This window comes from Streptomyces sp. XM4193, assembly GCF_023072595.1.
Taxonomy (GTDB): domain Bacteria; phylum Actinomycetota; class Actinomycetes; order Streptomycetales; family Streptomycetaceae; genus Streptomyces.
Map to the genome: position 1 here is coordinate 26368 of NZ_JALLGK010000009.1, position 24513 is coordinate 50880.

The 24513-nt window shown below is 73.7% G+C and carries 18 protein-coding genes; 14 read left to right on the forward strand and 4 right to left on the reverse strand.

Annotated features, from left to right (window positions below; all coding sequences use genetic code 11):
* Positions 1–76 precede the first annotated feature (76 nt).
* From MTQ01_RS21040 to MTQ01_RS21050, 3 genes are all read left to right on the forward strand, one after another.
* The gene (locus MTQ01_RS21040; protein WP_247492538.1) at positions 77–2659 is read left to right on the forward strand and encodes a UvrD-helicase domain-containing protein; all 2583 of its coding nucleotides are present in this window, start codon (positions 77–79) and stop codon (positions 2657–2659) included.
* A 565-nt stretch (positions 2660–3224) separates the two neighbouring features.
* Entirely contained in the window at positions 3225–4649 is a 1425-nt protein-coding gene (locus tag MTQ01_RS21045; RefSeq protein ID WP_247492316.1) for an NAD-dependent malic enzyme, read from the forward strand.
* A 454-nt stretch (positions 4650–5103) separates the two neighbouring features.
* A complete protein-coding gene (locus MTQ01_RS21050; protein WP_007382399.1) occupies positions 5104–5385 on the forward strand; it encodes an HU family DNA-binding protein in 282 nt (93 codons plus the stop codon).
* Between the two features lie 169 nt (positions 5386–5554).
* Here the strand turns inward: MTQ01_RS21050 and MTQ01_RS21055 are convergent, their stop codons facing one another.
* From MTQ01_RS21055 to murA, 3 genes are all read right to left on the reverse strand, one after another.
* Positions 5555–6193: an HAD family phosphatase gene (locus MTQ01_RS21055; RefSeq protein ID WP_247492317.1), complete on the reverse strand. Its 639-nt coding sequence runs from the start codon at positions 6191–6193 to the stop codon at positions 5555–5557.
* A 153-nt stretch (positions 6194–6346) separates the two neighbouring features.
* On the reverse strand, positions 6347–7087 hold the full coding sequence (locus tag MTQ01_RS21060) for a GntR family transcriptional regulator (protein ID WP_247492318.1): 741 nt from the start codon (positions 7085–7087) through the stop codon (positions 6347–6349).
* A gap of 215 nt (positions 7088–7302) precedes the next feature.
* The gene (gene murA / locus MTQ01_RS21065; RefSeq protein WP_211041117.1) at positions 7303–8631 is read right to left on the reverse strand and encodes a UDP-N-acetylglucosamine 1-carboxyvinyltransferase; all 1329 of its coding nucleotides are present in this window, start codon (positions 8629–8631) and stop codon (positions 7303–7305) included.
* Positions 8632–8869: 238 nt separating this feature from the next.
* On the opposite strand from murA, the gene MTQ01_RS21070 reads away from it, so the two are divergent.
* From MTQ01_RS21070 to MTQ01_RS21120, 11 genes are all read left to right on the forward strand, one after another.
* On the forward strand, positions 8870–9430 hold the full coding sequence (locus tag MTQ01_RS21070) for a YqgE/AlgH family protein (protein WP_211041116.1): 561 nt from the start codon (positions 8870–8872) through the stop codon (positions 9428–9430).
* A 278-nt stretch (positions 9431–9708) separates the two neighbouring features.
* Complete coding sequence (locus MTQ01_RS21075; protein WP_247492319.1) at positions 9709–10008, forward strand: DUF3039 domain-containing protein; 300 nt, start codon at positions 9709–9711, stop codon at positions 10006–10008.
* 133 nt (positions 10009–10141) lie between these two features.
* On the forward strand, positions 10142–11371 hold the full coding sequence (locus MTQ01_RS21080) for a hypothetical protein (protein WP_247492320.1): 1230 nt from the start codon (positions 10142–10144) through the stop codon (positions 11369–11371).
* Positions 11372–11625: 254 nt separating this feature from the next.
* The gene (locus tag MTQ01_RS21085; RefSeq protein ID WP_211043103.1) at positions 11626–11763 is read left to right on the forward strand and encodes a DUF6126 family protein; all 138 of its coding nucleotides are present in this window, start codon (positions 11626–11628) and stop codon (positions 11761–11763) included.
* 83 nt (positions 11764–11846) lie between these two features.
* Positions 11847–13526, forward strand: a complete 1680-nt coding sequence (locus MTQ01_RS21090; RefSeq protein WP_247492321.1) for a beta-N-acetylhexosaminidase — start codon at positions 11847–11849, stop codon at positions 13524–13526.
* A 388-nt stretch (positions 13527–13914) separates the two neighbouring features.
* Complete coding sequence (locus MTQ01_RS21095) at positions 13915–14844, forward strand: xanthine dehydrogenase family protein subunit M (protein WP_374207823.1); 930 nt, start codon at positions 13915–13917, stop codon at positions 14842–14844.
* Positions 14841–16919, forward strand: coding sequence for a 2Fe-2S iron-sulfur cluster-binding protein (locus tag MTQ01_RS21100; protein ID WP_247492322.1), 2079 nt, complete (start codon positions 14841–14843; stop codon positions 16917–16919). Before MTQ01_RS21095 ends, MTQ01_RS21100 begins: the two co-directional genes overlap by 4 nt.
* An 11-nt stretch (positions 16920–16930) precedes the next feature.
* The gene (locus tag MTQ01_RS21105) at positions 16931–19234 is read left to right on the forward strand and encodes a xanthine dehydrogenase family protein molybdopterin-binding subunit (RefSeq protein WP_247492324.1); all 2304 of its coding nucleotides are present in this window, start codon (positions 16931–16933) and stop codon (positions 19232–19234) included.
* Positions 19235–19450: 216 nt separating this feature from the next.
* A complete protein-coding gene (locus tag MTQ01_RS21110; RefSeq protein WP_247492325.1) occupies positions 19451–21232 on the forward strand; it encodes a DEAD/DEAH box helicase in 1782 nt (593 codons plus the stop codon).
* Between the two features lie 487 nt (positions 21233–21719).
* Entirely contained in the window at positions 21720–22364 is a 645-nt protein-coding gene (locus MTQ01_RS21115) for an IclR family transcriptional regulator (RefSeq protein WP_247492327.1), read from the forward strand.
* A gap of 187 nt (positions 22365–22551) precedes the next feature.
* Positions 22552–23352, forward strand: a complete 801-nt coding sequence (locus MTQ01_RS21120; RefSeq protein WP_247492329.1) for a S16 family serine protease — start codon at positions 22552–22554, stop codon at positions 23350–23352.
* Between the two features lie 170 nt (positions 23353–23522).
* On the opposite strand, the gene MTQ01_RS21125 is transcribed toward MTQ01_RS21120, so the two are convergent.
* Entirely contained in the window at positions 23523–24503 is a 981-nt protein-coding gene (locus MTQ01_RS21125; protein ID WP_374207825.1) for a glycine betaine ABC transporter substrate-binding protein, read from the reverse strand.
* Between the last annotated feature and the right edge of the window lie 10 nt (positions 24504–24513).

Below are 24513 nucleotides of genomic sequence, written 5' to 3' on the forward strand. Positions count from 1 at the left end.
GAGCACCACCGCGACGTGCGCCGACGCCCCGTGTGCGGGGTCCGGGAGCGACCCGTGCGAGGTGTACGGTTGACGGCTGCCCTGGACTGAGCAGAAGGGGGCCCTTGCGTTGGAAACGCAGGACGCAGGCGTACGCGACCGGGAGATCCACCGGGAGCAGATCCATCTGGACACCGTCTACCGGCGGCTGGAGGAGAAGATCGGCGAAGCCGAGTTCCTCCGGGACGACGCGGTGCGCGGCGGGCAGGTCGGTACACCCGGCTCGCTCGCCGAACGCGACGCCCAGGTGTTCCGTGCGGGCGCCCATCTGCACCGGCTGAACAGCGAGTTCGAGGACTTCCTCTTCGGACGGATCGACCTGCTCACCGGCAAGGACGGCCGCCGAGGAGCCGACGGCGCGTACACCTCCGTGGAGCCGGCCGAGGGCGCGGTGCGGCCGGACAACACCGCCGACATCGCCGAGACCCTGCACATCGGGCGCCTGGGCGTGCTGGACGCCGAGTACAGCCCGCTGGTCATCGACTGGCGCGCGCCGGCCGCCGCGCCGTTCTACCGCGCGACGCCGGTCGCACCCGGGCGGGTGGTGCGCCGCCGCGTCATCCGTTCGAAGGGCCGCCGGGTGCTCGGCGTCGAGGACGACCTGCTGCGGCCCGAGCTGACCGCGCGCCTGGACGGCGAGGAGCTGGCCGTCACCGGCGACGGTGCGCTGATGGCGGCGCTCGGCCAGGCCCGTACGCACTCGATGCGCGACATCGTCGCCTCCATCCAGGCCGAGCAGGACACCGTCATCCGTGCCCCCGCAGCCTCGGTCACCCTGGTCGAGGGCGGCCCGGGGACGGGCAAGACCGCCGTGGCGCTGCACCGTGCCGCGTACCTCCTCTACCAGGACCGGCGCCGCTACGCCGGCGGCATCCTGGTGGTGAGCCCGACACCGCTGCTCGTCTCGTACACCGAGGGGGTGCTGCCCTCGCTCGGCGAGGAGGGCCAGGTCGCCATCCGCGCGGTGGGGTCCCTGGTCGACGGCGTCGAGGCCAACGCCTTCGACTCCCCGGCCGTCGCCCGGATCAAGGGTTCGGCCCGCATGGTCAAGGTGCTGCGCAGGGCCGCGCGCGGCGCGTTGGCACGGGCCGCGAGGTCCGCGCCGCCGACGCTGCGGGTGGTCGCCTTCGGCCGCCGGGTGGAGCTGCCGGAGCAGGAGCTGGCGGACATCCGGCAGGCGGTGCTCGGCGGCACCGCCCCGGTGAACCTGCTCCGGCCGCGCGCCAGACGTCTGCTGCTGGACGCGCTGTGGGCCAAGGCGGGCGGCACCCGGCACTACGACGACCCCGAACTCGCCGCCGAGGCCCGCGAGGCGTTCGACGAGGACATCAGCGAGGAGGACGACTTCCTCGACTTCCTGACCGCCTGGTGGCCGGAGATCGGCCCGCTCGACGTACTGACCTCGATGGGCGACCGGGACCGGCTGGCACGCTGGTCGCGGCGGCTGCTCCAGGGCCGCGAGGTGCGTGAACTCGCCGCCTCCTTCGCCCGGTTGGCATCCGCGGCGCAGCCCGAGGCGCCGTCCGAGGCAGAGCCCGAGCCGCCGTCCGGGCCGGGGGCCGGCACGTCCGAGTGGGCGCAGCCCGAGCTGCCGTCCGCCGACTCCGCCGCAGCCCCGCCTCCGGCCGCGTCCGACTCCGCCGCGTCCGACTCAGTCGCGCGCACCGCGGCCGGCCCCGTGCTGCCGCTCTCGGTCCACGACATCGCGCTGTGGGACGAGTTGCTCGGTCAGCTCGGGGTGCCCGCCGCGCCCAGGCGCCGGCGCGAGGTCGACCCGCTGGACCAGTTCACCGGCCTGGAGGAGGTCACCACGGCGGCGGACCGGGACCCGACCCGGCGGGACCGCTCGGGGCGGGACCGCGAGGAACGCGAACGCCAGAACTACGCCCACGTCATCGTGGACGAGGCGCAGGACCTGACACCGATGCAGTGGCGGATGGTGGGGCGGCGCGGCCGGCAGGCGACCTGGACCGTGGTCGGCGACGCCGCGCAGTCCTCCTGGAGCGATCCGCAGGAGGCGGCGGTGGCGCGTGACGAGGCGCTGGGCGCCCGGCTGCGCAGCCGCTTCGAACTGACCGTCAACTACCGCAACCCCTCGGAGATCGCCGACCTCGCAGCACGGGTGCTGGCGCTGGCGATGCCCGGCGCGACCCCGCCGAGGGCGGTCCGCTCCACCGGTCTGGTGCCCCGCTTCGTAGCCGTCCCGCCCGCGGAGGCGGCACCGGCTGCGCCCGGCGAGGCGGCACCGGCTGCGGCTCCCGGGGCGGCGGCGCCCGCGGAAGCTGCGCTTGCGGCGGCGGTGCGGGTGGAGGCGCAGCGGCTGTTGGACGAGGTGGAGGGCACCGTCGGCGTCGTCGTGGCGATGTCCAGGCGTCGCCAAGCGGCGCAGTGGCTGGCCGGGCTGGGGGAGCGGGTCGTGGCGCTGGGCAGCCTGGAGGCGAAGGGCCTGGAGTACGACGCGACGCTCGTCCTCTCGCCGGCCGAGATCGCGGACGAGTCGCCCGCCGGGCTGCGCGTGCTCTATGTGGCGCTCACCCGGGCGACCCAGCGGCTGACCGTGGTCTCGGGCGCCCGCGACCTCCCGGATGCGGCGGGCGTACCGGACCTGCTGCGGGACTGACGCGTCCGCAGCTGCCCCGCCACGACGGACGCCCGCACCCGCCCGTCGACAGACCGGTGTGCGGTACACCGCGATTCCCCTCCGTCGCAGGGGAATCGCGGTTGCGCTGTCTTTGTTAGCCTGGCTAGTGGCGTCGGCCCGATCCATGCCCCCGGGCCCAACCACAGTCGCTACGAGCGACCACTTGCCGCGAGGCGAGCTGGCGGGTCGGCGCCACTGAGCTTCTTCCGCACGGCCGTTCGGCAGCATCCGAGCGGCCGTGCGGCACGAGCCGGGCCGCTCCGCACGAGCGAAGCCTGAGCCGCGGCCCTCCCGCCACTCCCTGCCCGCCGCCCCCGGCGCCTCCGAGCCGCCTGCACGGGCCGGTCCCTCCAGGCCCCGTCGACCGCTGTCATCCGGGCCCCGGGCGTCCCCACCCCGTGCCACCTGCCGAAACTCCATCCGGATGGTGGAAAAGAGTTTCCAAAATCCACAAGATCCGGTTACCCGGTACCCATCGGTAGGTGCGACTATTCGGGAGCACGCGCGATATTGCGATTTTCAGGCACAGCGGAGGACACCGACCATGGCTACGGCGCCCAGCGTCTCCTATTCAATGACCGTCCGGCTCGAACTCCCCGCCGGTGGCAGCGCGGTCAGTCAGATCACGACGGTCGTGGAGTCCGCCGGCGGCCATGTCACGGGCCTGGACGTCACCGCCTCCGGCCATGAGCGGTTCCGCATCGACGTCACCATCGCGGCGACCTCGACCGACCACGCCTCGGCGATCGTCGCCCGGCTCGGCGAGATCGAGGGCGTCACACTCGGGAAGGTCTCCGACCGTACGTTCCTGATGCACCTGGGCGGCAAGATCGAGATGTCGTCCAAACACCCGATTCGCAACCGTGACGACCTCTCCATGGTCTACACGCCCGGCGTCGCCCGGGTCTGCACCCAGATCGCCGAGCACCCCGAGGACGCCCGGCGGCTGACCATCAAGCGCAACAGCGTCGCCGTCGTCACCGACGGTTCGGCGGTGCTCGGCCTCGGCAACATCGGCCCGATGGCCGCGCTTCCGGTGATGGAGGGCAAGGCCGCCCTCTTCAAGCGCTTCGCCGGCATCGACGCCTGGCCGATCTGCCTGGACACCCAGGACGCCGACGCGATCGTGGAGATCGTCAAGGCCATCGCGCCCGGCTTCGCCGGCATCAACCTGGAGGACATCTCCGCACCCCGCTGCTTCGAGATCGAGGCACGGCTGCGCGAGGCGCTGGACATCCCGGTCTTCCACGACGACCAGCACGGCACGGCCATCGTCGTTCTCTCCGCGCTCTACAACGCGCTGCGCGTCGTCGGCAAGGAGATCTCGGACGTACGGGTCGTCATGTCCGGTGCGGGCGCGGCCGGTACGGCGATCCTCAAGCTGCTGCTCGCGGCCGGCGTCAAGCACGCGGTGGTCGCCGACATCCACGGTGTGGTGCACTCCGAGCGCGAGGACCTCCAGGGCGTCGACAGCGGTTCGGTGCTGCGCTGGATCGCCGACCACACCAACCCCGACGGGGTGCGCGGCACCCTGAAGGAGGCCGTGGTCGGCGCGGACGTCTTCATCGGCGTCTCCGCCCCGAACGTGCTGGACGCCCACGACGTGGCCGCGATGGCGGAGGGCGCGATCGTCTTCGCGCTCGCCAACCCCGACCCGGAGGTCGACCCGGCCGACGCCCGGCAGACCGCCGCGGTGGTCGCCACCGGTCGCTCCGACTTCCCGAACCAGATCAACAACGTGCTGGTCTTCCCCGGTGTCTTCCGCGGCCTGCTGGACGCGCAGTCCCGCACCGTCAACGACTCGATGATGCTGGCCGCGGCACGGGCGCTGGCCGACGTCGTGGGCGAGGACGAGCTCAACGCCAACTACGTCATCCCCAGCGTCTTCAACGAGAAGGTCTCGGGCGCGGTCGCCGACGCCGTGCGGGAGGCCGCCAGGGCCGCTCAGGAGGCGCAGCCCGCCGGTTGAGCAGCACCGCGGCGCAGCCGGCGGGCGGCCCCGGGAACGGTCCCGACCGCGGCCCGGGCCGCCGGCCGGCCCTTCCGCACGCTCCGGCACGCCCTCCCGCACCGGTCCGGAACCGGTGCGGGACGGGCTGTGCAAGCGATTTCTGTGGCCACCGCCATATTTCCCTGCGGCGCGTCGCCGGAACGGCTGCGCCCGGGCGCACCTAGTGTTACGCCAGACGTGTCGGACTCGACACGTTGGACAGAGCGTACGGAGCGTCACCCCAGCGGGAGCCGCCCCTTTCCGCCAGAAGCGGCAGGGCAGCGGATTGGCTTTCCCCCCACTGGTAGGGGCAGGATGCGTGCGGGCGCGAGGGTCGCCAGACCCGACCCGGGTCCAGTGGCTGTCAGAGGCCCCTGGCAGCATCGGCTTCGATCTCACGCCTCATCGGCAAGAAGAACACGGGAGTAACAGAATGAACCGCAGTGAGCTGGTCGCCGCCCTGGCAGACCGCGCCGAGGTGACCCGCAAGGACGCCGACGCCGTGCTGGCCGCCTTCGCCGAGACCGTTGGCGAGATTGTCGCCAAGGGCGACGAGAAGGTCACCATCCCGGGTTTCCTGACCTTCGAGCGCACTCACCGTGCCGCTCGGACCGCGCGTAACCCGCAGACCGGCGACCCGATCCAGATCCCGGCCGGCTACAGCGTCAAGGTCTCGGCGGGCTCGAAGCTCAAGGAAGCCGCCAAGGGCAAGTAACGCCCACCGGCCCGTCAGCGGGCCGCCGCCCCGGTTCGCCGGGGCTCCGCAGTACACCGCAGGGGTGGTTGTCCGGAGAGATCCGGACAACCACCCCTGCGGTGTACCCGGCCCGGCCCGACGACCACCGGGCGCCCGCTGCCGCACCAAGCCCAACGGCTCCGCCGGGTCAGTCGAGGGCGAAGTGCAGCGCGACCTGCCGCAGCGAGCCCACCACCGTCGTACGGTCGCCCGCGACGATGCCCGGCACCGTGGGCACCGCCAGCACGCGGCAGCCGGCCGCCAGCGCCGCCCGTACGCCGACCGGGGTGTCCTCCACGGCCAGGCAGCGTCCGGGCGCCGCTCCGAGCAGCCGGCAGGCGGCGAGGTAGGGGTCCGGGTGCGGTTTGCCCCGTGCGGTCTCGCCGTTGGCCACCGAGAGCGCGAACCGCGAGGCGCCGAGGGTGTGGAGCACCCGGTCGGTCACCTCGCGTTCGGAGGCGGTGACCAGGGCGATCGGAACGCCGAGCGCCGCGGCCCGGTCGAGGAGTTCCGCGGCGCCGGGTTTGAGCCGCACGCCGGTCGACACCCGTGCGGTGAACCCGTGGTGCAGACGTTCCGCCACGGCGTCGGCGGGGCGGCGGGCCCGGCCGGCGAGCAGCCGGGCCGCGCTTTCCAGCGGCAGCCCCGCGAACTCCCGCACCACCGCCGGGTCGTGCGGTTGGCCGTACTCGCGCAGCAGCCCGCTCACCGTCTCCAGCCAGGAGTCCTCGGTGTCGACGAGGGTGCCGTCCATGTCGCACAGCAGGGCGTCGGGAGGGGTGGGCATGGGCGCTCGCTCTTCTCTCTGCGCCTGTCGGTGCCGTCTGGCGCCCGGCGCGGTGATCTGCGCACACGCTGGTGTGCCGTCCGGCGGTCTCGGGGCGGTCTTCCGGGCCGGCGGTCCGGGCCTGCGGTGCCCGACGGGCCGAACCGGCGGTGGTCAGTCGCGCCCGAGGCGGGCCAGTGGGTTCGCCCGGGTGGAGTTGCGCACCGTGAAGACCACCGACCCCGGCCGGTAGCGGTCGTCGGAGCTCTCCACCGGACGTCCCTCCGGCGTCGTCGTGGTGCGCCGCACGCGCAGCAGCGGGCTGCCGCGCCGCACTCCCAGACGCTGCGAGTCGACGGTACCGGCCGCGACCGCGTCGATGTGGTGCTCGCCGTGCGCGAAGACCAGGCCCGTGTCGTCGTACAGCGCCTGGGTGACGGACTCGCAGTCGCCCGGCAGCCGCTGCACGGCGTCGGCGATCCAGCCCGCGTACACGGTCCGCTCCAGCAGGACCGGCTCGCCGTCCAGGGTGCGCACCCGCAGCACCCGCAGCACCTGGGCCTGCGGGGCCAGTTGGAGGAGCGCGGCCTCCTCGCCCCGGGCCGGGCAGCGGACGGACTCCAGCACCCGGCCGCCCGGGGCGTGGCCGCCGGCCCGTGCCCACTGGGCGAAGCTGCGCAGTTCGGCGAAGGACTGGCTGGGGGCGGTGGAGAGCACGACGCGGCGGGCGCCCTGCCGCGAGCCGATCATCCCCTCCGCCTGGAGCGCGCTCACCGCCTGCCGAACGGTCCCCCTGGAGACGCCGTGGCGCTCGGCGAGTTCGGCCTCCGAGGGCAGTGCGCCGCCCACCGGGTGGCGACCGTCCGCGATGGCCTCGCGCAGCGCTTCTGCGATCTGCTCATGCCTCCGGGTCAACAGGGCTCCTTGGCTTGTCGCGTGGCGTGGCCGGTGGTGCCCCGATGATGTCATCGCGGCCCGGCGGCGTGGGTGGGCGTGCCCGGCCGCGGCGAGTGGTGCGCCCGGATGTGCGGGAGGTCCCGAACGGCCGTGTGGCACACGGTTGTTCGGGACCTCGGGCACGACGTCCGGGACCGGCCGCCGCGCACGGTGGCGGCCGGGGCCGGGTGGGGCTACGGCAGTTCGACCTTCGCGCCGAGGGCCGGGAGCTTGTCCATGAAGTTCTCGTAGCCACGGTTGATCAGCTCGATGCCGTGCACCCGGGAGGTGCCCTGCGCCGCGAGCGCCGCGATCAGGTACGAGAAGCCGCCGCGCAGGTCGGGGATGACCAGATCGGCGCCCTGGAGCTTGGTCGGGCCGGAGACCACCGCGGAGTGGAGGAAGTTGCGCTGGCCGAAGCGGCAGGGCGTACCGCCCAGGCACTCGCGGTAGAGCTGGATGTGCGCGCCCATCTGGTTCAGCGCCGAGGTGAAGCCCAGACGGGATTCGTAGACCGTCTCGTGCACGATCGACAGCCCGGACGCCTGCGTCAGCGCCACGACGAGCGGCTGCTGCCAGTCGGTCTGGAAGCCGGGGTGGACGTCCGTCTCCAGCGCGATCGCCTTCAGCGGGCCGCCGGGGTGCCAGAAGCGGATGCCGTCCTTGTCGATCTCGAAGTTGCCGCCGACCTTCCGGTAGGTGTTCAGGAAGGTCATCATCTCGCGCTGGGCGGCGCCGCGTACGTAGACGCTGCCCTCGGTGGCGAGTGCGGCACAGGCCCAGGACGCCGCCTCCAGCCGGTCCGGCAGGGCGCTGTGGTTGTAGCCGCCGAGTCGGTCGACACCGGTGATCCGGATGGTCCGGTCGGTGTCCATGGAGATCATCGCGCCCATCTTCTGCAGTACGCAGATGAGGTCCTCGATCTCCGGCTCCACGGCCGCGTTGGACAGTTCGGTGACGCCTTCGGCGAGCACGGCGGTCAGCAGCACCTGCTCGGTGGCGCCGACCGAGGGGTACGGCAGCGCGATCTTGGTGCCGCGCAGCCGCTGCGGGGCCTCCAGGTACTGGCCCTCGGGTCGCTTCTCGATCGTGGCGCCGAACTGCCGCAGCACGTCGAAGTGGAAGTCGATCGGACGGCCGCCGATGTCGCAGCCGCCGAGGCCCGGGATGAAGGCGTGGCCGAGACGGTGCAGCAGCGGGCCGCAGAACAGGATCGGGATCCGGGAGGAGCCGGCGTGCGCGTCGATGTCGGCGACGTTGGCGCTCTCGACGTGCGAGGGGTCGAGCACGAGCTCGGCCTCCTCCTCGCCGCCGCGCACGGTCACGCCGTGGAGCTGGAGCAGTCCGCGTACGACGCGTACGTCGCGGATGTCGGGGACGTTGCGCAGTCGGCTGGGCTCGCTGCCCAGCAGCGCGGCGACCATCGCCTTGGGTACGAGGTTCTTCGCGCCCCGGACTCTGATCTCACCCTCCAGCGGGGTGCCGCCGTGGACAAGCAGAACGTCGTCGGTGCTGACGGTCATGGAACTCGCGATCTCTCCTAGGGCCTCATCTTCCGCCCTGCCGGCAGGGGACAAACTGGAATGGTAGTAGCCATCCGGCGCCTCTCCGACTACGTGTGCGCCCGGGTCTACGTTCCGCTTACACGCGAACTCGCGGGGTGACGAATTCGCGGTGTTTCAGGCCAGGTTCGGGGCGCGCGCGGGGCCCGTTGCTGAATTTGACTCTCCCGGGACCGCGGATCTGCGCGACGATATGGGCATGACGCAGGTGACCTCGCTCACCGGACGGCTTCTGGTGGCGACCCCGGCACTGTCCGACCCCAACTTCGACCGCGCCGTCGTACTGCTGCTCGACCACGACGAGGACGGCTCCCTCGGCGTGGTCCTCAACCGGCCGACGCCGGTTGACGTGGGCGACATCCTGGAACCCTGGGCCGATTTCGCCGGCACCCCCGAAGTCGTGTTCCAGGGCGGCCCGGTCTCGCTGGACGCCGCCCTCGGCGTCGCGGTGATCCCCGGCGAGGAGGGGCCGCTCGGCTGGCGCCGGGTGCACGGCGCGATAGGGCTGGTCGACCTCGACGCGCCGCCCGAGGTGCTCGCGGCCGAGCTCGGCTCGCTGCGGATCTTCGCCGGGTACGCGGGTTGGGCCGCGGGCCAGTTGGAGGAGGAGGTCTCCGAGGGAGCCTGGTACGTCGTCGACTCCGAGCCGGGCGACGTCTCGACGCCCGAGCCCGAGGGGCTGTGGCGCTCCGTACTGCGGCGCCAGCGCAACGAGTTGGCGATGGTCGCCACCTACCCCGACGACGCCTCGCTGAACTGACGGTGTCCCGCGGTCGCGCCTGCGGCTCCCGTGCGCCGGGCCCGCGGGCTCCCGTGTCTCGGGCCGGTCCCGTGCCGCCCTGCGTCCGAGGCCCTGCGTCCGACGTCCGTGCCGCCCGTGCGTCACGTCCGTGCGTCACGTCCGTGCGTCCTTCGCGCCCGTCGCGGAGCCCGGTCCGTGCGGCGGCGAACTCGGCTGTGCCGGCGCCCGTTCCGCCCGCCGACGGCCGGGCCGCGCGGGCCGCGCGCACCCGTCGGGGATGGGTACCCTTGGTTCGTATGAGCACTCTTGAGCCCGACCGCGGAACGGGTACCGGCACGCTCGTCGAGCCGACTCCGCAGACGTCGCACGGCGACGGCGATCACGAGCGGTATGCGCACTACGTCCAGAAGGACAAGATCATGTCCAGCGCGCTCGACGGCAGCCCTGTCGTCGCGCTCTGCGGCAAGGTGTGGGTCCCGGGTCGCGACCCGAAGAAGTACCCGGTGTGCCCCATGTGCAAGGAGATCTACGAGTCCATGACCTCCGGGGGCGGGGACAAGGACGGCAAGGGTGGCAAGGGCGGCGGCAAGAAGTAGCCACCGCGGGCGGCGTCGCCGCCGATACGCTGTTGCGCAGGGCCCGGCCTGCCCCCGACGCGCCTTCGCGGCGCGCCGGGGGCAGGTCTTTGCGCCCGGGCAGTGGCAGCCGAAGCGCGAGCAGAGCGGGGGCGTGGTGCACGACGGTGTGGACGGAGTCGATCCCGACGGCCGGGACCGGATCGAGCTGGTGCAGCACCTGTGCGAGTCCGGCCGCCTCGACGAGGCGCACGCCCTGCTCGACGACGACTGGGTGCGGGCCGCCGGCAGCCTCGGCTATCTGCTGCGGGCCTACGTCCACGCGCTGCGCGGCTCCCGGGCGGAGAGCCGGGAGGCGACCGACTGGGCGCTGCTGCATCTGGACGGCGATCCGGTCGACCAGCTCTGCCTGGCCGGGCAGGTCCTGCTGGCTCTCGGCGACGAGCACCGCGCGCTGACGATCGGCCGTCGCGCTCTGGCCGCCGATCCGCACGACTGGCGGCCCCGGGTCCTGCTGGCCGACGCCTACCGGGAGTTGGACCGCATCCAGGAGAGCGTGACGCTCGCCCGGCACGCCGTGGACCTCGCCCCCGAGGAGGTGGAGGCCCAGCTCGCGCTGGCCCGTTCGCTGAGTCTGCGGCAGGCGCTGCCCGGGCAGCGGCGCCGCGAGCTGACCTCCGAGCGCGACCGTGCCTGGGCCCGGGCCGCCGAACTCGGCGCCGACGAGGCGGCGTTGGCCGGAGCCAGACCGCCCTGGTGGCGCCGGTTCCGCTGGCTGCCGGTGGTGGTGATCTTCCTCGGGCTCCAGGTGGTCGCCGGCATCGACTGGCGGCTGGCGATCGGCGTGCTCTGCACGATGCTGTTCGCCCTGATCGGCCTGTGGTGGGTCTCCGTGCTGCGGGTCGGCGCGCGGCCCGCGGACCGGGTGCAGGCGGCCAGGGCCGCGACCAGGGCGGAGCTGTTCGGCCACCCGGGCCAGGCCCGTGCGGTGGAGCTGGCGGTCGCCGCGGTGCTCCCGCTGGTGCCGCTCTTCACCACCGGTTTCGTGGCCGCGGCCGCCTCGGACGGGCAGCCCTGGCCGGCGCTCGCGGCGCTCTGCGCCGGACTGGGCGCCGCAGCCGCGGTGGTGGGCGGCGGGCTGCTGCTGCGCTGGTGGTACGGGGAGCGCGTGTGGCGCGAGCGACTGCTGCACAGCCCATACGTGGAACGGCGGTTGGCGCTGGTGCTGCTGCTGTCCGGAGGCACGGTGGCGATGGCGCTCGGCGGGGTGGGCGGTGGCTGGTGGGACGCGGTGTTCCTGGCCCATCTGCTGTTCGTGGTGGTCGGCTCGGTACGGGGTGTGTGGCGGCTGGCGGTGGAGCGGAACAGCCGCGTGGCGGGCTGAGCCGGCGGCCCCGGCGGCCCCGGCGGCCCCGGCGGTCGCCACGGCCCCGGCGGTGTGCGCACGGCGGGTGCGGCGGGCTGAGGGCGGCTTGCGGCAGGACGGCAGGACGGCGGTGCGGCGGGCTGGGCGCGACGGGCTCGGGGGCGTACCCCCGGTCGCGCCCGGGGTACGAAGGCCCGGGCCCCGGCGCGGGCGCGGTGCGCGTTGTGGGACCGTGGTGGCTGACCTGCCGGGTCGGTGAAGGGACAGGGACGATGAGCGGTCGGGCGGCTTCGGAGAGCTGGAAGGAGCGCAGCGTCTGGCTGCGTGTCTTCATCTATGTCTTCGCGACGCACCTCTTCGCCGGTTTTGTGATGCTGCTGTTCTTCGTGGGGGACCACGCGCAGAAGTGACGTCCCGGTGGCGCCGGAAACAGGTTTGAGCTGCCGATATTGGTATAGACCTTGTGTCGGGCAGAGGGCCCCCGTAGCCTCCGATGACCATGGACTCCTCTTCGCTGTCAGGTGCGTCCGAGACCCCTCTCAGCCCCTCACTGATCCCCGCTCCCGTCGCCGTCCACCCCGCCGGGGGCGTGCTGCGACTCGACGCCGACACGGCCCTGACCGCGGCGCCCGGCACCGAAGGCGTCGCGCGCTGGCTCCGTACGACGCTGGGTGCGGCCACCGGTTGGCCGCTGCTCCCGGACGGGCCCGGCGCGGTCGTCCGTCTGGAGCTCGACGGGCAACTCGCCGCGGAGGCCCACCGGTTGACCGTCGACGAGTCCGGGGTGCGCCTGGTCGGCGGCAGCGCCGCGGGCGTCTTCTGGGCCGCCCAGACCCTGCGCCAGCTCCTCGGCCCGGTCGCCCACCGCCGGGCGCCGCTGCCCGGCGCGCAGACCGACCCGCTTCCGTACGGCAGCATCGAGGACGCGCCCCGCTTCGGCTGGCGCGGGTTCATGCTCGACGTCTCCCGGCACTTCATGCCCAAGGACGGGGTGCTGCGGTACATCGACCTGCTCGCCGCCCACAAGCTGAACGTGCTGCATCTCCACCTCACCGACGACCAGGGCTGGCGGGTGGAGATCAAGCGCTACCCGCGACTGACCGAGGTCGGCGGCTGGCGGCCCGGCACCCGGGTCGGCCACCGGGCCTCCGAGCTGTGGGACGAGCGCCGCCACGGCGGGTGCTACACCCAGGACGACATCCGCGAGATCGTCGCCTACGCCGCCGAGCGGCACATCACCGTCGTGCCCGAGATCGAGGTTCCGGGCCACTCGCAGGCCGCGATCGCCGCCTATCCCGAGCTCGGCAACACCGACGCGGTGGACACCGGCGCGCTCGACGTCTGGACGGACTGGGGCATCAGCGCCAATGTGCTCGCCCCCACCGACGAGGTGCTGCACTTCTACGAGAACGTGCTCACCGAGATCCTGGAGCTCTTCCCCGGTGAGTTCGTGCACCTCGGCGGGGACGAGTGCCCCAAGGAGCAGTGGCAGGCCTCGCAGACCGCCAAGCAGCGCATCGTCGACCTCGAACTCGCGGACGAGGAGGAGCTGCAGGCCTGGTTCATCCGGCACTTCGACCGCTGGCTGGCCGAGCGCGGGCGCCGGCTCATCGGCTGGGACGAGATCCTCTCCGGCGGCGGTCTGGCGACCGACGGTCGCGGACTGGGGCCGCGGGCGGCCGTCACCTCCTGGCGCGGCTACGCGGGCGGTGTGGCGGCGGCGCGCTCCGGCCGGGACGTCGTGATGTGCCCCGAGCAGCACGTCTATCTGGACCACCGGCAGGCCGCGGGCGAGGACGAGCCGGTGCCCATCGGCTTCGTCCGCACGCTGCGCGACGTGTACGAGTTCGAGCCGCTGCCGCCGGAGTTGGTCGGTACGGACGCCGAGGGGCGGGTGCTCGGCGCGCAGGCGAACCTGTGGACCGAGGTCGCGGAGAGCCGTCAACGGGTGGACTACCAGGCGTTCCCCCGGCTCGCCGCGTTCGCGGAGGTGGTCTGGAGCGGCCGGGAGCACCGGAGTTGGCCGGATTTCGAGGGTCGGATGGAGCGCGGGCACTACGCCCGGCTCGACGCCATGGGCGTCGACTACCGGCCGCCGGGCGGCCCCAGGCCCTGGCAGCAGCGTCCCGGTGTGCTCGGACGTCCGATCGACGGAGTCCCCCCGATCGTGTGAGCGGACGCTGATGGGCGCCCGGTGGGCCCCGGCGGCTGGAAGCGTGGCTTTCGGTCGCCGGGGCCGGCGGCGGCGAACCGGTCCTCCCGCTGCGCGGTCCCGGCCGCCCCGGGTCGGGGCTGCGGGGCGGCGCTTCGGGAAGTGTCCGAGAGGCGCCGGGCGGCGGTACGGGGCTCGGCGTCGCGGCACAGGGTGACGATTCGGGCATAACCTGCCCATCGTGGTCTTTCCCAACTCCCTTGTGGCCGCGACCGGATCCGCGGAGCGCCGGACAACGGCGCCCCTCGCGTCGTGCGGCCCCGGAGTTGTGCCAGAGTTGCCACCTCCAGCCTCTGAGCACGTACCGTACGGCTGAGTAAGCCGGGCAGCCGGGGAAGGGGCAGCTGGATTGAGCACGCACGCGCCGCATGCGCCACACAGCCCAGGGCTCAGGCGGTCCGTCGTCCTGCCCGCCACGCTCGACGAGGCGGTGGCCGCGCTCACCGAGATGCCCGCCGCCGTACCCGTCGCGGGCGGCACGGACCTGATGGTCGCCGTCAACTCCGGTCGGCTGCGGCCCGCCGGGCTGGTCAGCCTGGCCCGCATCAGTGAACTCCGCGGCTGGGAGTACCAGGACGGCCACGGACTGCTGGGCGCCGGACTCACCCACGCCCGGATGGGCCGTCCCGACTTCGCCGCCCTCTTCCCGGCGCTCGCCGCCGCCGCCCGCGCGGCCGGCCCGCCCCAGATCCGCAACGCCGGCACCCTCGGCGGGAACGTCGTCACCGCCGCCCCCACCGGGGACACCCTGCCCGTACTGGCCGCCCTCGAAGCGGTGTTGGTCATCGCCGGCAGCCGGGGCGCCCGTCGCGAGGTGCCGGTCAGCCACCTGCTCGCCGGTATGGAGATGCTCCGGCCCGGCGAGGTGATCGGCCACCTCCGGGTCCCGCTGCTGCACGCCCCGCAGTCCTTCCTCAAGGCCACCGCCCGCACCGGCCCGAGCCGCGCGCAGGCGTCCGCGGCCGTCGTCCTCGACCCGGCCAGACGCGGGGTGCGGTGCGCGATCGGCGCGGTGGCGCCGATGCCGCTGCGCCCGTTGGAGGCCGAGCAGTGGGTGGCCTCGCTGATCGACTGGTCGGTGGTGATGGACAAGGGCGCCAGCGCGCTCGCGCCCGAGGCGCTCGAAGCCTTCGGGCAGTACGTCGCGATGGCCTGCATCCCCGACCCCGAGCCCACCGAGGACGGGGAGGCGGCCGTCGAACTTCCGCCCGCCGCGCTGCATCTGCGGCGTACCGTGGCGGCACTGGCTCGCCGGGCACTGGGGAGGGCTCTCGCATGAGCGACGACCAGCAGCGGTGGCGCACGTCCGATGACCCGCACAGCGTGCCGCCGGCCGGCGGCTGGGGCGGGGAGTACGACGCGGACGCCACCGCCTTCGTTCAGCTGCCGGCCGATCTGCCGCCGGTCGGCGGTGGTGCCGGGGCCGCCGAGTACGACCCGCTGGCCGCGCCGCTCGCCGCACCCGGCACCGGAGCGGGCTGGGAGCCGCCGGCCATCCCGCCGATGACACCGGCCGCGTCCACCGACCCGACGGCGACCGGCCAGTGGACGATGCCGTTCGCGCCGGTGGGCGAGCAGTACCCGGCTGTCGACCAGACCCCCGACCGCATGCGGGCGAACGACCACACCGCCCTCGGCCAGGGCGCCGCCGCGGCACTCGCGGGCGCCCACGAGGCACGTACGCCGACCGGCCACCCGGACGCCGGACCCGAAAGCACCGGTTACCCGGAGGCGGGCCGGCTCCCCGGCCCCGACGGCGGGTACGCCGCGCAGCCGACGCTGGACCCGCTGGACCCGGCCACCCCGCTGGACGTCGCCGCGGCACAGACCGGCACCTACGGCCACGGCCGGGAGACGGTCTCCTGGCCCGCTCCCGACCTCGCCGCCCACCCCGCGCCGGACTTCGCCGCCGCCCCCTACCCGGCCGCGGGCTACCCGCCCGGGCCCGCGGAGGGCGCGTACGGCGAGGCGGAGCACCTGCACACTCCCGCGCACGCGCCGGTGCCCGAGCCGCGCCCCGCGCCGGACACCACCGGCGCCCCCGCCGCGGATCACGACCGCGAGAACGGCGCCGTACACGGCACGGAGCACCTCGCGGAGCACGGACCCGGGCAGGGCACGGAGTACGGCACCGACCACCTGGCAGGGCCGTCGGCGGAGTACCCGGCCGGGCCCGGTACGGGCGGCGCGTCGGAGCCGTCGGCCGTGCGGGGAACGACCCCGGAGCAGCCGGGCGGGCACGCCGCCGCCTTCGAGGTCCCCGTGCCGCGGTCCGGGAGCGACCCCGCGGCGACCGACCCCGCGGCGACCGACCCCGCGGCGACCGACACCGCGGCGACCGACACCGCCACCGCGCCGGAGCGCGCCGCGGAGCCGACGAACGCCGAGCCGGAACAGGACTCCGTGCCGACGAACGCCGCGCCGGAGCAGAGCCCCGAGCCGGACCGCGACGCCGTGCCGACGAACGCCGTGCCGGAGCAGAGCCCCGAGCCGGACCGCGACGCCGCGCCGACGAACACCGGGTCGGAGGCCGCGGAGCAGACCGCGGACGCGGAGCCGGAGCCGGCCGCCGAGGTGCAGCCGGCCGAGGACTCCGAACACCCGCTGGAGTCCTACGTCCTGCACGTCAACGGCGCGGACCGGCCGGTGGCCGACGCGTGGATCGGGGAGTCGCTGCTCTACGTGCTGCGCGAGCGCCTGGGCCTCGCGGGTGCCAAGGACGGCTGCTCGCAGGGCGAGTGCGGCGCCTGCTCCGTACAGGTCGACGGGCGGTTGGTCGCCTCGTGCCTGGTGCCCGCGATCACCGCCGCGGAGTCGGAGGTCCGTACGGTCGAGGGGCTGGCCAAGGACGGCGAACCCTCCGATGTGCAGCGGGCGTTGGCCGAACGCGCCGGTGCGCACTGCGGCTTCTGCGTACCCGGCATGGCGATGACGGTGCACGATCTGCTCGCCGGCAACCACAACCCCAACGACCTGGAGGTCCGGCAGGCGCTGTGCGGCAATCTGTGCCGCTGCTCGGGCTACCGGGGCGTTCTGGAGGCGGTCCGCGAGGTCTCCGAGTCCCGCGCCGCCAAGCTCGCCGAACAGCAGAGCCAGCCGCACCACAACCAGCACCAGCACCAGAACCACCAGCACCAGAACCAGCAGTCCGCACAGCGGGCGCCCGTCCCGCAGCAGACGCAGGGCACGCACCAGGCGCAGGGCACGCACCAGGAACACCAGCACCAGCCGCACACCGACCAGCAGAGTGCGGTCGGCCGCGGCCCGGCCGATGTGCCGCGCGGCCCCGTGTCGCCACCGCACGGGGTGCCGCAGCAGTCCAGGACCGAGGAGCAGCCCGGAGGCGCGCCGTGACGATCGGCGACATGACGTCCCAGACGGCCGGCGCGGGCGACGGCGCGCTGCCGCCTCCCGCCACCGCCGCGCCCCGCGGCCTCGGCAGGTCCCTGCTGCCCACCGACGGTCTGGCCAAGGCCCAGGGCACCTTCCCCTACGCCGCCGACCTGTGGGCCGAGGGGCTGCTGTGGGCGGCCGTGCTCCGCGCCCCGCACCCGCACGCGCGCATCACCTCGATCGACACCTCGCAGGCCGCGGCGATGCCCGGCGTGCACGCGATCGTCACCCACGAGGACGTACCCGGCAGCGCCACCCACGGGCGCAAGATCGCCGACCGGCCGGCCTTCGCCCGCGACCTCGTCCGGCACTACGGCGAGGCGGTCGCCGCCGTCGCGGCCGACCACCCGGACACCGCCCGGATGGCGATGGCCGCGATCGTGGTGGAGTACGAGGTGCTGGAGCCGGTCACCGACCCGGAGCAGGCGTTCGAGGCCGAGCCGATCCACCCGGACGGAAATCTGCTGCGCCACATCCCGCTGCGTTTCGGCGACTCCGAGGCCACCGGCGAGATCGTCGTCGAGGGGCTCTACCGGATCGGCCGACAGGACCCCTCGCCGGTGGGGGCCGAGGCCGGACTCGCGGTGCCCCGGCAGGACGGCGGTGTGGAGATCCACACCTCCTGCACCGATCCGCACAGCGACCGCGACCAGGCCGCCGCCTGCCTCGGACTCCCGGCCGAGCAGGTCAAGTTCGTGGTGACCGCGGTGCCCGGAGCGACCGGGGACCGCGAGGACCTGAGCTTCCAGCTGCCGCTCGCGCTGCTGGCGATCCGCACCGCGAGACCGGTCAAGCTGGCCGCGGCGCGCGACGAGTCCTTCCTCGGCCACTCGCACCGCCACCCGACCATGCTCCGCTACCGCCACCACGCCGACGGCGAGGGCCGGTTGGTCAAGGTGGAGGCGCAGATCCTCCAGGACGGCGGCGCCTACGCCGACGCCTCGGCCGACGCGCTCGCCGCGGCGGTCTCCTTCGCCGTCGGCCCGTACGTGGTGCCGCACGCGGTGATCGACGGCTGGGCGGTGCGCACCAACAACCCGCCCTCCGGCCATGTCCGCGGCGAGGGCGCCATGCAGGTGTGCGCCGCCTACGAGGGCCAGATGGACAAGCTGGCCTCGCGGCTGGGGCTCGACCCGGTCGAGCTGCGCCGCCGCAACGTCATGTCCACCGGCGATCTGCTGCCCACCGGCCAGAGCGTCACCTGCCCGGCGCCGGTCGCCCAACTCCTGGACGCGGTACGGGAGTACCCGCTGCCGCCGCTGCCCAACGAGTCCCCGGCCGAGCAGTGGCTGCTGCCCGGCGGCCCGGCGGGTGCCGGCGACCCCGGCGCGGTGCGGCGGGGAGTCGGCCACGCGGTCGGGATGGTGCACATGCTCGGCGCGGAGGGCACCGACGAGGTGTCCACCGCGACCGTGAAGGTCGAGGGCCCGGTCGCGACCGTGCTCTGCGCCGCGGTGGAAACCGGCCAGGGTTTCACCACCCTGGCGCGGCAGATCGTGCAGGACGTGCTCGGCGTCGACGAGGTGCGGGTGGCCACCGTCGACACCGACCAGCCGCCCGCCGGTCCGGGCGCGCGCGGCCGGCACACCTGGGTCTCCGGCGGTGCGGTCGAGCGCGCCGCGAAGATGGTCCGCACCCAGCTCCTCCAGCCGCTCGCGGCCAAGTTCGGGATGTCCACCGAGCTGCTCAGCATCTCGGAGGGAAAGATCACCTCCTACGACGGGGTGCTCTCCACGCCGGTCGCCGAGGTGCTGGAGGGCAAGGAGCTCTGGGCCACGGCCCAGTGCCGCCCGCACCCCACCGAGCCGCTGGACGACAGCGGGCAGGGTGACGCCTTCGTCAGCCTCGCCTTCGCCGCGGTGCGCGCGGTGGTCGACGTGGACGTGGAGCTCGGCACCGTACGGGTGGTGGAGCTCGCCGTGGCACAGGACGTCGGGCGGCTGCTGAACCCGGCGATCGTCCGCTCCCGCATCGAGGCCGGGATGACCCAGGGCCTGGGCGCCGCGCTCACCGAGCATCTGCGGGTCGCCAAGGGCGTGGTGCGCCATCCCGATCTGACCAGTTACGCGATGCCGACCTCTCTCGACGTACCGGACATCAAGATCGTCAAGCTGCTGGAGGAGCGCGATGTGGTCGCGCCCTTCGGCGCCAAATCGGTCAGTGCCGTACCGGTGGTCGTCACCCCGGCCGCCATCGCCTCGGCGGTGCGCGCGGCCACCGGCCGGCCCGTCAACCGCCTGCCGATCCGCCCCGCCGCGGCGGTGGTGACGGGTTAGCGGCCCGGCCGTGCCCGGCAGCCCCGTGCCCGCGAACGGCCGCGCCGCGCCTCGCGGCGTGCCCCGTGCCCGGCCGCGCCGTGTCCGGTCGCCCGGGTCGGAGACGGCGGGAGTGTGCCCGGAGTCGCACAGCGCGGCGGCCGGATCCCGCCGTCGTCACCCCCGAGTGCCCGGTAGGCTGACGCGGTTGCCGTCGACCGACCCCTCCCGGAGACCGTGAGTACCGCCACCTCGCACCATCTCTCCCCGGCCTTCCCGGGCCGCGCCCCGTGGGGCACGGCCAGCAAGCTGCGCGCCTGGCAGCAGGGGGCCATGGACGCGTACCTGGAGCAGCATCCGCGCGACTTCCTCGCGGTCGCCACTCCGGGTGCCGGCAAGACGACCTTCGCGCTGACGCTGGCCTCCTGGCTGCTGCACCACCACGTCGTCCAGCAGGTCACCGTCGTCGCGCCCACCGAGCATCTGAAGAAGCAGTGGGCGGAGGCCGCCGCGCGCATAGGGATCAAGCTCGATCCGGAGTACAGCGCGGGCGCGCTCAGCAAGGAGTACCACGGTGTCGCCGTGACGTACGCGGGTGTCGGGGTGCGGCCGATGCTGCACCGCAACCGCTGCGAGCAGCGCAAGACCCTGGTGATCCTGGACGAGATCCACCACGCCGGCGACTCCAAGTCGTGGGGCGAGGCGTGCTCCGAGGCGTTCGAACCGGCCACCCGGCGGCTGGCGTTGACCGGTACGCCGTTCCGTTCGGACACCAACCCGATCCCGTTCGTCACCTACGTCGAGGGGGCGGACGGCATCCGCCGTTCGTCGGCCGACTACACCTACGGCTACGGCGGTGCGCTCGCCGACGGCGTCGTGCGGCCGGTCATCTTCCTCTCCTACAGCGGCAACATGCGCTGGCGCACCAAGGCCGGCGACGAGATCGCCGCCCGGCTCGGCGAGCCGATGACCAAGGACGCCGTCTCCCAGGCATGGCGCACCGCACTCAACCCCAAGGGCGAGTGGATGCCGAGCGTGCTGAAGGCCGCCGACCGGCGCCTCGAGGAGGTGCGCAAGGCCATCCCGGACGCGGGCGGGCTGGTGATCGCCAGCGACCAGGAGTCGGCCCGGGCGTACGCCAAGCTGCTGCGCGACATCTGCGGTCGGGCCGTGACCGTCGTGCTCTCCGACGACACCGGCGCCTCCCAGCGCATCGAGGACTTCCGGCAGTCCGAGGACCGCTGGATGGTCGCGGTGCGAATGGTCTCCGAGGGCGTCGACGTACCGCGGCTGGCCGTCGGGGTGTACGCGACCACGGTCTCGACCCCGCTCTTCTTCGCCCAGGCCGTGGGCCGCTTCGTACGGTCGCGCCGGCGCGGCGAGACCGCCTCGGTCTTCCTGCCGACGGTCCCGATGCTGCTCGGGTTCGCCCACGAGATGGAGGTCGAGCGCGACCACGTCCTGGACAAGCCCAAGAAGGCCGACGACGACCCGTACGCCGAGGAGGCCGACCTGCTGAAGGAGGCCGAGCGCGCCGAGGACGAGAACACCGGCGAGCAGGAGGAACTCTCCTTCGAGGCCCTGGAGTCGGACGCCGTCTTCGACCGGGTGATGTACGACGGCGCCGAGTTCGGGATGCAGGCGCGCCCGGGCAGCGAGGAGGAGCAGGACTACCTGGGCATCCCGGGGCTGCTGGAGCCGGACCAGGTGCAGATACTGCTGCACAAGCGCCAGGCGAAGCAGATCGCGCACAGCCGCAAGCGGCCGGACGCCGAGGCCGACCTGCCGGAGATTCCGGCCGAGCGCCGCCCGGTGGTCACGCACAAGGAGCTGCTGGAGCTGCGGCGCAAGCTCAACACGATGGTCGGTGCGTACGTCCACCAGAGCGGCAAACCGCACGGTGTCATCCACAACGAGCTGCGCCGGCTGTGCGGCGGTCCGGCCTCCGCCGAGGCGACGGCGGGGCAGTTGCAGACCCGGATCGCCAAGGTGCAGGAGTGGGCGACCCGGATGCGTTAGGTCCGTCGGTCGGATCCTCACCGGGTCCGCGATGCGGCGGGCCGCGGGGCGGCCGTCCTCTCGCGCGGCGGGCGTCGTGCGCCGCCGGGCCGTCTGCGGGCTCCTCGGCGGCGCGGGGGAGTGCGGTACCGGGCGCGGGGTTCGCCGTCCGGGGTGGCCAGTTGGCGCCGGGCGCCAACTCGCCGCGGACGCGGTCTGTCCTGTGAGTGCGCCGGATGTTCCGCTAGTCGGACACCCGTTGTCGTGGCGACGCCGGGAAGCCGTGCGGAAGTTGACCGGATTCTGGACGGAGGCTTCCGGTGAGCGGTACGGGTCGCTTAGGTTTCCGGTCACGCAGTACGCCCCGCGGGCAGCGCCGCCCCCGGAGCGCCGCCGGCGCGATGTGCCGGCGCGGACCGGTGGCTCCACCCGCGTCCGTTCACCGGACGGTCGGCACCTCCGTGAGGAACCGGCCCGGTCCGCCCAGTGACTTGAGAAGAGGGGCGTCGTGACCGCGGAGACATCTCAGACGCTCGACCGGGGACTGCGCGTCCTCAAACTGCTCGCCGACACCGACCACGGACTGACGGTGACCGAGCTCTCGCACCGGCTCGGGGTCAACAGGACCGTCATCTACCGACTCCTCGCCACGCTTGAGCAGCACGCGCTGATCCGGCGCGACCTCGGCGGCCGGGCACGTGTGGGCCTCGGGGTGCTGCGCCTGGGGCGCCAGGTCCATCCGCTGGTCAGGGAGGCGGCGCTGCCCGCGCTGCGTTCGCTCGCCGAGGAGGTGGGCGCGACCGCCCATCTCACCCTGGTGGACGGCCAGGAGGCGCTGGCGGTGGCCGTCGTGGAACCCAGCTGGACCGACTACCACGTCGCCTACCGCGCCGGCTTCCGCCATCCGCTGGACCGCGGCGCCGCGGGCAGGGCGATCACCGTGGGACGCAGGGCGGACGACGAGGTCTCCGACGGCTTCGTGCTCACCCACGGCGAGTTGGAGGCGGGCGCCAGCGGCGCCGCGGCACCGCTGCGGGACGTCGGCGGGATCGAGGGCAGCGTGGGCGTGATCATGCTCTCCGACTCCGTTCCCGAAAGCATCGGCCACCGGGTCGTCGCCGCCGCCAAGGAAGTCGCGGACGCCCTGCGCTGACCGCCCCGCCCGATCCACACCGCCGATCCACACCCCCGGCCCCGCCCTGTACGACGCCCCCGCTCCCGCACGCGACGCGTACGCCGCCCTCGACGCGTACGCCGGGCACGTACGCCGCCCGCGCCGCCCGGTGCGGCAGGTGCGGCCCCCGGCGGGTGACGCGCCCGGCGCGCGTTAGATTGCACGGGTGATGTCTCGCCTCTCCTCCCGCCGTGGCCCGCTGCTGGCGGCGTGCGCCGTGCCGATCGTCGCGCTGGTCGCGGTAGCCGCCCTCGCCCCGCTGCCGTACGTCGTCGCCCAACCCGGCGTCACCGCCGATGTGTTGGGCGAGCACGAGGGCAAGCGGGTGATCAGCGTGCAGGCGGACGGGGGCGAGGTGCGCAGTGCCGACGGCAGGCTGCTGATGACCACCATCGCCGCCACCACGGCGGACACCGAGCTGCGGCTGACCGACGTCGTCAGGGGCTGGTTGGACGACGACCGGGCGGTGATGCCCAAGGAAGCCGTCTACCCCCGGGGCGACTCGGTCGAGAAGATCCGCAAGCACAACACCGAGCAGATGAACAAGTCGCAGAGCGCCGCGGTGCAGGCCGCGCTCCGGCAACTCCGGCTCTCGGCGGACGAGGTGGAGGTCGACCTCGCGCTGGAGGACATCGGCGGACCCAGCGCGGGACTGCTCTTCGCGCTCGGCATCGTCGAGCTGCTGGACGGCGACGGGCGCGGTGGCGATCTCACCGGCGGCCGTACGGTCGCCGGCACCGGCACCATCACCGCGAGCGGCCGGGTCGGCCCGGTCGGCGGTGTACCGCTGAAGACGCTGGCGGCCAAGCGCGACGGTGCCTCGGTGTTCCTGGTGCCCGCGGACGAGTGCGCGGCGGCCGAGGCGGCCGCGCCCGACGGGCTGCGACTGGTGCCGGTGGAGACCCTGCGGGGCGCGGTGGACTCGCTCAAGGCGCTGGAGGACGGCGGAGACGTACCGTCCTGCTGACCCCTCGCGAGCCCCTGCGCCGTACGGACCCGGGAGTCCGGCTGCCGCCGGTGCGGACCCGTACCGGCCGCGCGCCGTACCGGCCCGACCGTCCGTCCCCGCCCGGCGCACGGCCGCCCGGCGTGCGCCGCACGGCCGTGCGCCGCGGTGGCCACCGTCCTGCAGGGCGGTCAGCCCTCCTTGATGAACCCCTTCTCCACCAGCCAGTCCTTCGCCACCTCGTGCGGGTCCTCGCCGTCCACGTCGACCCGTCCGTTGAGCTCCTGGGCGACACCGTTGTTGAGGGCCTTGGTGAGCGGTGCCAAGACCTTCGCGATCGCCGGGTACTTCTCCAGCGTCCGGGTGTGGATCGTGGGCGCGGCGTCGTACTGCGGGAAGAAGCGCTTGTCGTCATCGAGCACCTGGAGGTCCATCGCCTTGATGCGGCCGTCGGTGGTGGAGACCTGGCCGAAGTTGCAGGAGCGCGCGGAGGCGGTCTGGGTGTAGATCACGCCGTCGCTCATCTTCTTGATGCGGGAGGCCGGGATCTTCATGCCGTACGCCTCGGTCAGGCCCGGCAGCCCGTCCTCGCGGGAGGCGAACTCGGCGCCCACGCAGACCGTCACGGCCGAGGGGTCCGACTTGCTCAGCGCGGCGACGTCGGAGACGTCCTCCACACCGAGCTTCTTCTTGTTGGCCGGGTTCACCGCGAGGGCGTAGGTGTTGTTGAGGGTGGAGCGCGGCAGCCAGGTGACGCCGTTCCCGCGGTCGCCGTCGCGCACGGCCTTCCACTGCTTCTGCGGGTCGGGGATCGGCTCGGTGTTGCCGAGGTAGGTGATCCAACCGGTGCCGGTGTACTCGTACATGGCGTCGGCGTCGCCGGACTTGACCGCCTCCCGGGCGCCGATCGAGCCCTGGATGTTGGTGCGGTCGACGACCTGCGCCCCCGCGGCCTTGAAGACCAGTCCGAGCATCGAGCCGAGGATGATCTGCTCGGTGAACTCCTTCGAGGTGACGGTGAGTTGGGCGCCCTTGAGCGGCTGGCCCTTCCCGATGCTGCCGGGCCCGACCTCGTCGGTCATGGGGCTTCCGCTGACCAGTCCGCAGCCGGCGAGCGCGGGCAGCAGCGCGAGTGCGGTCAACGCCGCCGCCGGTGCCGAGGCGCGGCGCACGAACCGTCCG